The sequence below is a fragment of the Actinomyces sp. genome (genome assembly GCF_030530635.1).
Taxonomy (GTDB): Bacteria; Actinomycetota; Actinomycetes; order Actinomycetales; family Actinomycetaceae; genus Actinomyces.
Map to the genome: position 1 here is coordinate 1 of NZ_JAUMUL010000091.1, position 8,189 is coordinate 8,189.

General features: G+C 69.0%; 6 protein-coding genes and 1 tRNA gene. 1 reads left to right on the forward strand and 6 read right to left on the reverse strand.

The features are described 5' to 3' along the window. Window positions 1-109: 109 nt before the first annotated feature. The 6 genes from Q4A20_RS14150 to Q4A20_RS14175 all read right to left on the reverse strand — a co-directional run bounded on the left by Q4A20_RS14150 (window position 110) and on the right by Q4A20_RS14175 (window position 7,854). A complete protein-coding gene (locus tag Q4A20_RS14150) occupies window positions 110-1,846 on the reverse strand; it encodes an ABC transporter ATP-binding protein (RefSeq protein ID WP_303123952.1) in 1,737 nt (578 codons plus the stop codon). After that, complete coding sequence (locus Q4A20_RS14155) at window positions 1,846-3,831, reverse strand: ABC transporter ATP-binding protein (protein WP_303123954.1); 1,986 nt, start codon at window positions 3,829-3,831, stop codon at window positions 1,846-1,848. Before Q4A20_RS14155 ends, Q4A20_RS14150 begins: the two co-directional genes overlap by 1 nt. A gap of 236 nt (window positions 3,832-4,067) precedes the next feature. Next, window positions 4,068-4,679 (reverse strand): NAD(P)H-dependent oxidoreductase, encoded by a 612-nt coding sequence (locus Q4A20_RS14160; RefSeq protein WP_303123955.1) that lies wholly within the window; start codon window positions 4,677-4,679, stop codon window positions 4,068-4,070. A gap of 189 nt (window positions 4,680-4,868) precedes the next feature. Next, window positions 4,869-6,176 carry an FtsX-like permease family protein gene (locus Q4A20_RS14165; protein ID WP_303123957.1) on the reverse strand — a complete coding sequence of 436 codons (1,308 nt, stop codon included), beginning with the start codon at window positions 6,174-6,176 and terminating at the stop codon, window positions 4,869-4,871. A gap of 26 nt (window positions 6,177-6,202) precedes the next feature. Next, window positions 6,203-7,348, reverse strand: coding sequence for an ABC transporter ATP-binding protein (locus tag Q4A20_RS14170; RefSeq protein WP_303123959.1), 1,146 nt, complete (start codon window positions 7,346-7,348; stop codon window positions 6,203-6,205). Window positions 7,349-7,464: 116 nt separating this feature from the next. Then, on the reverse strand, window positions 7,465-7,854 hold the full coding sequence (locus tag Q4A20_RS14175) for a metallopeptidase family protein (protein ID WP_303123960.1): 390 nt from the start codon (window positions 7,852-7,854) through the stop codon (window positions 7,465-7,467). Between the two features lie 173 nt (window positions 7,855-8,027). On the opposite strand from Q4A20_RS14175, the gene Q4A20_RS14180 reads away from it, so the two are divergent. Beyond that, window positions 8,028-8,100 (forward strand) — tRNA-Glu (locus Q4A20_RS14180). Window positions 8,101-8,189 lie beyond the last annotated feature (89 nt).

An 8,189-nucleotide genomic window follows, 5' to 3' on the forward strand; every position in this document is an offset into this window, starting at 1 on the left:
CGGTTCGGACCCCTTGCGTCGGTTCGGACCGGCCCAGTTGCACACTGCGCCGGTCCAAATGGAGGTTGGCGGTCCTAACACGGCCGGGCCGCGCGGGCCGGCCGCGCCGCTACTCCTGGCTCCAGGCCTCCCACAGGCTTGCATACTCCCCGCCGAGAGCGACCAGTTCATCATGCGTGCCCAGTTCCACAATCCGCCCGTCCAGCATGACGGCAACCCGGTCCGCGTCCTGCGCCGTGTACAGCCGGTGCGCCACCTCGATCACCGTGCGCCCGGCCAGCGCTGTCGACAGCGTGCGCTCCAAGATGCGTGCCGCATGCGGGTCCAGTAAGGACGTCGCCTCATCCAGGATCAGCGTGTGTGGGTCCAGCAGGACCAGGCGCGCCAGCGCCACCTCCTGAGCCTGGGCAGGGGTTAGCGTCAGGTTTCCCGAGCCGACCGCCGTATACATGCCGTCGGGAAGAGCGTCGACCCACTTATCGGCCCCGATGGCCTTGATCGCGCGGGTGATGGTCTCATCGGCGGCGTCCGGGCGGCCCAGACGCACATTGTCCGCGATAGTGCCCGCGAACACATGCTGCTCCTGAGTCACTAACGCCACGTGCTGCCGCAGCTCCGGCTCGGTGAGATCTGTAAGCGGCACTCCGCCCACCGTCACCGACCCGGAGGTAGGCGGGTTGATACCGGCCAGCATGCGACCCAGAGTCGACTTGCCCGAGCCGGACGGCCCGACTACGGCCAGTCGCTCGCCGGGCACCAGGTCCAGGTCGATGCCATGAAGCACCTCCACGCCCCGACGGTAGGAGAAGCGGACATCGCGCAGACACATACGCGTGTCCTTCGGCACGGCCCCGGTAGGAGTCCGGTCTGCGGGCACCTCCTCCACGCCCAGGATGCGCGTAAGCGACGCCTGGGACACCTGCACCTGGTCGATCCAGTACATGAGCTGGCCGATTGGCTTCCGCAGCTCCATGGCATACAGCGTGACCGTGGTGATCGCGCCCAGGCTCGCCCAGCCGCGGGATGCCAGGAAACCGCCCCACAGCAGGATCACCACCACCGGGGCGCGCCAGGCCACGTCCAGCACCAGATACAGGCGCAAGCGCAGCCAGGCGGTGAACTTCTCCAGACTCCAGGCCTCCGCGACCGACGCGGCGATGACCTCTTCCCGGCGGCGACCGATCCCCAGAGCGTCGACGGTGAACGTATGGTCGACCGTCTCGGAAACCACGCCGTTGAGCCGTGCGACGGCGGCCGACCCCGCCCGGTACGCGGGCACGGAGATCGGCAGGTACCAGCTCATCATCGCCCAAACCGGCGGTCCCACCAGCAGCAGGCCGGCCGCGAGCAGCGGATCCGACACCGCCGCCGCGGCGATGGTGAACACGATCGTCACCGTGCACACCATGATCTGGGGCACGCCCACCCGCACCAGGAACTCGATGCGGGACACGTCATTGGTGGTCCGACCCACCAGGTCGCCGGTGCCCGCCGACTCGACCGCCGACAACGGCAAGTGCACCACCCGGGACATCATGCGCTCGCGCAGATCCGCGAACACCGACTCTCCGAGGGTGCGCGCATGCATCTGCGCGAAGCGGTTGATCACCGCCCCCACAATCGTCACCAGCACGATCACCAGGACGATCTTGTCCACATAATCGGCGGTGGCGGTACCCGCGGACACGCGAGTCACCAGTCGGCCCAGCAATTGCGGAGCCACCAGAGTCGCCAGCACCGCAGTGATCTGCAGCACCAGGACCCACACGAAGCGCATGCGGTAGGAGGCCATGATGCCGAAGGTCTTGCGCATGGCGACCTTGCCAGGGGCTACGGGCAGAGCCATCAGTGGTTCACCTCCTCGTTGGGGACGACGGCGTCGGGCCCAGTCGAGACTGTGTTCCGTGCGGCTTCGGTGGCACCCGACTGCGGTTCCTCTCCGGTGGCGCGGGCGACGACGGCGCGGTAGGCGACGGCGTCCGGGTCTCCTGCCCGGGCGCGGGCCAGCAGCTCCCGGTGCGGGGCGCGCAGGCGCTCGCGGCCGGCGTCGTCGAGGAAGATGACCTCATCGCAGACCTCCAGCACCAGCGGGGAGGCGGTGGTGACGATCGTGGTGGCACCTGTGCGGGTGGCGCGCACCCGGCGCGCCACCCGTGCCTCCGTATGCGAATCCAAAGCACTGGTCGGTTCGATCAGCACCAGCGCCGGGGCCTGGGTCAGCAGCGCCCGTGCCAGTGCCACACGCTGGCGCTGCCCGCCGGAGAGCGAGCGCCCCCGTTCGGTGATCATGCCCGCCAGCCCCAAATCCAGTGACGACAGCACATCATGAGCGTCAGCCACCTCCAGCGCTTCGAGCAGACGCTCGTCACCGGCCGCCTCGGCAACCGCCGTGTGCACGTTCTGGTCCACGTCGGCCACACCCGCACGCCTCCGTTCGGCGGCCACCAGGGTGTCCACATCTACTGGCGCTGGTGCCGCCCCGCCACGCACATCCAGCGCTTCGCGCAGGGTGCCCGTGAACAGTTGTGCCGTCGCCCCGGATACCACGATCGAGGCGCGCACCTGCTCCAACGGCATACCGGTCAGGGGCCGATCGGCGAGTGTGACGGCGGGAGCGCCGTCGTCGAAGCGACCCAGCCGGGTGGCCAGCGCGGCCGAAACATCCGGATCGGCGGCGACCAGCGCAGTCATGCGCCCGGGCGCCAGCCCCACGCCGGAGGCGGAGTCCAACAGCTCGCCTTCCACCGGTGCAGCACGCGTCGGGTCCAGCACGAGCCGCTCCGAGACGGTGCCGGCGGCGGGCTCCACTGCGAGCAGCCGCGCCAGGCGCCGGCCGCCCACCAGGGCGCGCGTGTAATCCTGAACGGAGTAGGAGAAGACCATCAGCGGCCAGGACAGGTAGGCGGTGTAGCCGTAGAAGGTGACCAGCTCGCCGGCGGTGATCGCTCCGGTGATGGCCATGCGGGCCGCCGCCCACACGACGACGGCGACGAACAGTCCCGGTAGCAGCACCTGCAGGCTCATCAAAACCGATTGCGTACCGGCAACGGCGACGCCGCGGCGCCGCAGCTCCTGGGAGGCCTCCTGATAGCGGCGGGCGAACACGTCCTCCCCGCCGATCCCGCGCAGAATTCTCAGACCCGCCACCGTGTCCGTGGTGATGGTGGTAAGCGCAGACTGTGCCTCCCGCTGCACCGACTGGCGCCGCTGCAGCGGCCGGATGACCGGGGTGATCGCCCACGCCACCACCGGCATCCCCACCAGCACGATTACCCCCAACCGCACCGATGTGTTGAGCATCACCACAGCTACCACCAGGAAGGCGCAGGCGGACCCGATCAGCTCCGGCAGCCGCTGGGCGAAATTGCCGATGTACTGGGCATCCGAGGCGACGATCGAGGCGACCTCCCCGGAGGAGACCTGCCGGGACAAGTCCGCGCCGGTGGCGGATACCTGCCGCCCCACCAGGCGGGCGATGTCGAAGTTGATCCGCATCCACCCGTGGATGCGGAAGTAGGACAGCAGGGTGTCACCCACCGCGTAGACCACGAACAGCCCCAGCAGGGTCAGCGCAATCGCCCACACGCGGCCGTTCAGCCCGTGCTCGATGCCGGCGTCCAGGGCGGCGCCGAGGAACCAGGGCACGATTGCCTGGATGATGCTGGAGACGATCGCGGACACCGTGGCGACCGTCAGCGGCGCTGCGGCGCGCCGCAACAACCAACGCAGCAATCTCCCCGGGGTGATCCCGGAAGGCGGCTGGGGTAGTGGGGCGTCCGGCTGCGGCAGAAGTCGGCGAGCGGCGGTGAGGGGATTACGGGGGCGAGCCATGGTGGCACGAGGCTAGCGGTCCGCAGGTCCCGTAGCACTGCCGAGGCGGTGTGGGAAGAACCGCGTTGCGGCGGGGAATAGATTCCCCAATGCGACGGTCCTGGGTGCAGCGGTCCGGCTTCGCGCGCGGGGAGCAGCACGGTTCGGGTACTCGTCATAAATGCCCCAGTACGGTCCGGCTTCGCGCGCGGGGCGGGGCTCCCAGCAACGGCTGCCGGTGGGCGGCCCCGCCCCGGCTACTGGTAGGTGTCCAGTATGCGCAACTTGCGCGAGATGACGTAACGCGCGTAGGCCTTGGCGCGCGCCTCCAGGTCGGCGGTGTGCATCGTCGTCGTTCCCGGTGTTACGAAGGGCTCCAGATAGTCGACTCCGATGATGACGCTAGTGGCCTGGAAGGGGCGCAGCACGTCGTTCATGGTGTAACCGGAGGAGACGGCGTCCCGGTCGCGCCGACGCCGGCGGAACAGGACGTCGGCAACCGAGCGACGGGTCTCGAAACGCCGGTAGTGCGCGGCCACCGCACCGGCGGACACGGCCAGCAACAACTCCTTGCCCTGCAGGGCGTCCCCATTGGTGCCGTAGGCCCAGCCCCAGGTCAGGACGTCGTCCTCCCACTTCTTCAGTAACGGCGGGCTGGAGTACCACTGGATCGGGAACTGGAGCACGATCCGGTCGGTGCGCTCCAACAGGTCCTGCTCGGCCTCAACGTCGAAGTTGAAATCCGGATACAGCGCGTACATGTCGCGGATCTCGACGCCGTCGAGCCCCTCCGCGGCCTGCGCCAGGCGCAGGTTGACGGTGGACTGACTCAGGTCGGGATGGAAGATGAAGATCGTGGTTTTCGCCATGGCATTCCTCAACAGACGCGGGCGTGGAGAGGTGACCCGCGGTAGACGACGAACAGTGCCGACAGCCCCGGACGGTCACTCCCAGGACAGTAACGGCATGCTAACGGATAGGGTGGGGCAGATGTCGAACGGTTGATCACGCTCACAATCGGGGTTTTCGACTCGCTTGTCCGGGTCTGGTCGACGGCATTATTCGGCGTCAATATTTGGATCTGCGGACGGTCGCGTGGCCCGCAAGGCCGGTACCAGCGCCGCCAGGGCGCCGCCGACGCAGCCGACTGATGCCGGCACCAACAACCCCATATCAGGGACTATGGTCCCAAATTGCGTGTGGTCGAGCAGTACGGCATTCAGTGCCACCGACATGAGTAGGCCGCTGGCCCCGCCCAGAATCACGCCGCCGGCACCGGCAAGCAGGACCTCGCACAGGAACTGCCCGACGGCCTGGGCTCGGCTCCGTCCGACCGCCTGTAGGAGAGCCGTCTCGGCGGACCGCTGTGAGGTCGACGCTGCCAGGGCGCCGGCCGTGCAGAAACCGGCCAGCAACGAGACGGCGGCGAGCAATATCGGAAGCGCATCCAATACGGTTTCCTGGGCGGCGGTAGTCGCTTGGGACGCCCGCAGGCCGGCGGCCGTGGGTATGGTGAGGCAGGTGGCCGCCGCGCCGAGAAGCGGAGCTGCGGCCAGGGCGGCTCCATGGCGGGGCGTGGCCGCCAGATGTCGCACGGCCAGAAACCCACTCGGCGTCGGCCGTACCGGCAGCCCCAGCAGGAGGACGAGCGGACGCAGAACCGCCGGGAGGGCGATCAACAGGCCGATCAGCAGCAGTGCTGCGGATGTACCCAGCACGGGCAGGCGGTGCGCCAGGCCGTCCATACGCCAGGCCACGCAGATGCCCACGATCCCGAGTGGTCCCGCCACTGCGCCGACGACGCCCCGTGCCGCCGACGAACGCGGGGTTTCGTTCGATGCTGCTCCCGCGGGAGGTGTCCGGGCCGCACCGATTGCCGGTGGCAGGGCGCCTATGAGCGTGGCGGGCAGGCCTACGGCGATGGCGGCGGGCGTTGGGGCGGTTGCCGCGGCCTCCAGGCCCTCCAGTGGCGTGTTGCTGGAGGCGACGACGACATCCAGCAGGTGGAGCACGCCGATGCCGCCGAGCATGCCCAGCGCACACCCAAGCAGACCGATCGCCGTCGCCTGTAGGAGGACCACCAGGACCACCGGCGTTGCCGTGGCGCCCGTGGCCCGTAAGAGGGCGAGCACGTGGGTGCGGCGTCGCAGGCTCGTCGCAAATGCGTTCATGACGATCACCATTACCGCGAGTGTCACCAGGGCGGCCAGGCCCAGCAGCAGGCCGTGCACGTAGTCGTGCGCCGGGCCGGCGCCGGAGGCGGTGCCTGCGGCGGGAAGGGCGGCGTCGATCGCCAGGACTCCTGCAAGCGTGGACACGCCTGCGGCGACGGCCAACGCTGCGCGTAGAGACGGGCCCGGATGCATGCGCGCAGCGCGCCAGGCCGTCCGGATCACCGGTACCCCCACGGATTGTTGAGGTCGGCGATGTCGGCGCTGGCGTTGCGGCTGCGGCGCCCGGGGCGGGCGGGCTGGTCACCGGCGGCGTCCCAGTCGTGCGGATCGGCATCGTAGGCGCGTGATCCGCGTGCGGGGCGGGCGGGCTGGTCACCGGCGGCGTCCCAGTCGTGCGGACCATCGCTCCGGGGGCGACGGCGCTGCTGCCCGATCGGCTGGGACCAGGCCTCTTCGATCTGTGAGACCTCGCGTTCCGCCGAGCCGACGCCCACCGTGGAGGCGCCCTTATCGCCCAGGTCGCGCAGGGCATCCAGGAGGCGGTTGCGGTCCGGCTGGTTCATTTCCGCCACCACGTTGCCGTCTTGCAGGAACAGGACCGTGTCTGCGCGGGCGGCGGTATCGGCATCATGGGTGAATACGATGACGGTCTGCTCCAGCTCGTCGACGGCGGCCCGCAGAATGCCCAGCAGCTGAGAGGTGCCGGCGGAGCCGAGGGAGCCGGCGGGCTCGTCTGCAAATACGGCCGCGGGATCGCCGATTATGGCGCGAGCGCAGGCGACCCGTTGTGCCAGCTCCGGGGTCAGCTCGGCGGGACGGTAGTCCAGTCGACCCCGCAGGCCGACGACGTCGGCGATCCGCTGCAGGCGCGCCGGGTCGACCGGGCGGCGCGCCAGGTTCTGCGTCAGGGTGATGTTCTCGGTCACGGACAGTGACGGGATCAGGTTGTGCGACCGGAGGATCAGGCCCACCCGATCGCGTCGCAGCTGTGTCAGTTGTCGCTGGTTCATCAGGGATATCTCGTTGCCGTCGAGGATCACTGTTCCCGAGGTCGGCGTGTCCAGGCCGCACAGGCAACGCATGAGCGTGGTCTTGCCGGAGCCGGACGGGCCCAGCACCGCCGTGAAGCGGCCGCGGGCGATGTGCGCATCGACTGAATCCAGGGCGGTCACGGCGCTTTCCGGGTCGCCGAAGACTCTGGACAGGTTGCGGGCGGTGACCACCGGGTCCCCCACCGGGCCGTGGGCCACCAGCCGGTCCGGCCTGCGGCGGCTCATGCGAGTCTCGCGTCGCGGTGCTGTGGATGATGTGCTCAGATGCCGTGCCTCGGGTGAGGTCGGTCCGTCCGGTACGGATGCGGTCATAACGGCAGTGTCACATGTAAGGCCGTCGGAGGTGAAGTACGTCCCTGCGGCGCGCCCTGTCCGTGACCTGATGAATCCCGATCCGGCGGCCGTGTGACATGAACCGTGTGGCATGACTAGTCCCAGCCGAGTTCGTGCAGACGCGCGTCGGAGATCCCGAAGTGGTGGGCGACCTCGTGTATCACGGTGACCGTCACCTGCTCTACCAGTTGCTGACGCGAATCGCACCAGCGCTGGAGGGGGCCCTGGAAGATGAGGATGCGGTCGGGCAGGACCAGCGACCAGTCGGCGTTGCGCTCGGTCAGCGGTACGCCGTCGTACAGCCCCAGCAGGGTGGGGCGGCCCTGGGCGTCGTAGTCCGCCTCGGTGAGTGCTTCGGGCTCCGGCTCGTCCTGGACCAGCACCACGACGTTGTCCATCTGGGCGGCCAGCTCCTCCGGGATGGCATCGAGTGCATCGGCGACGGCGGCCTCGAACTCGGCGTCGGAAAGCTGGGTCGGGCTCATGGGACGAGCCTGCCACGAGCCGGCTCCGGGGGGCGATGCCGCCCAAAAATGGCGGGGTGTGACGGGCCGCCCGGCGCTGGTGAGCAGAGTCACGTCCAAAGGATTTGCGCAGATGGAGTCAGTGCCAATACCGTACATCCCGGTTCGAGGCGCGACGACGCCAAGGGCACTGGGCCCCCATCGTCTAGCGGCCTAGGACCCCGCCCTTTCACGGCGGTAGCACGGGTTCGAATCCCGTTGGGGGTACGATTCACGTAAGTGATGACATATTGGCCTCGTGGCGCAGTTGGTTAGCGCGCCGCCCTGTCACGGCGGAGGTCGCGGGTTCAAGTCCC